Origin of the sequence: Saccharothrix sp. ST-888, from assembly GCF_000955975.1 — a bacterium.
Taxonomy (GTDB): domain Bacteria; phylum Actinomycetota; class Actinomycetes; order Streptomycetales; family Streptomycetaceae; genus Kitasatospora.
Map to the genome: position 1 here is coordinate 1 of NZ_JYJF01000878.1, position 315 is coordinate 315.

General features: G+C 66.3%; 1 pseudogene. It reads left to right on the forward strand.

What is annotated here, in order from left to right:
* Positions 1-210, forward strand: a pseudogene (locus UK12_RS45450) (hypothetical protein); the annotation flags it as partial.
* Positions 211-315: the final 105 nt, after the last annotated feature.

The following is a 315-nucleotide window of genomic DNA, read 5'->3' on the forward strand; positions in this document are numbered from 1 at the left end:
ACGCGCGACGTCGACTCGGAGAGCCTGCGCAAGTGCGTCCCCCAGACCCAGACCCACGCCAACACCCGGCCCGTACCGACGACCGAGGAATATGCGGCGATCAAGGCACTCAAGCGGTCGAACGCCGAACTGACGCGGGCCAACCCGCTCCTCAAGGCCGCCGCGTCTTTCTTCGCGGCCGAGCTCGACCGGCCACACACACGCTCGTAGCGTTCATCGACGAGCACCGGGACCGCTTCTGCGGAGTCGAGCCGATCTGCAGGACGCTGACCGCGAACGACTGCAGCATCCACCCCAGCACTTACTACACCCACA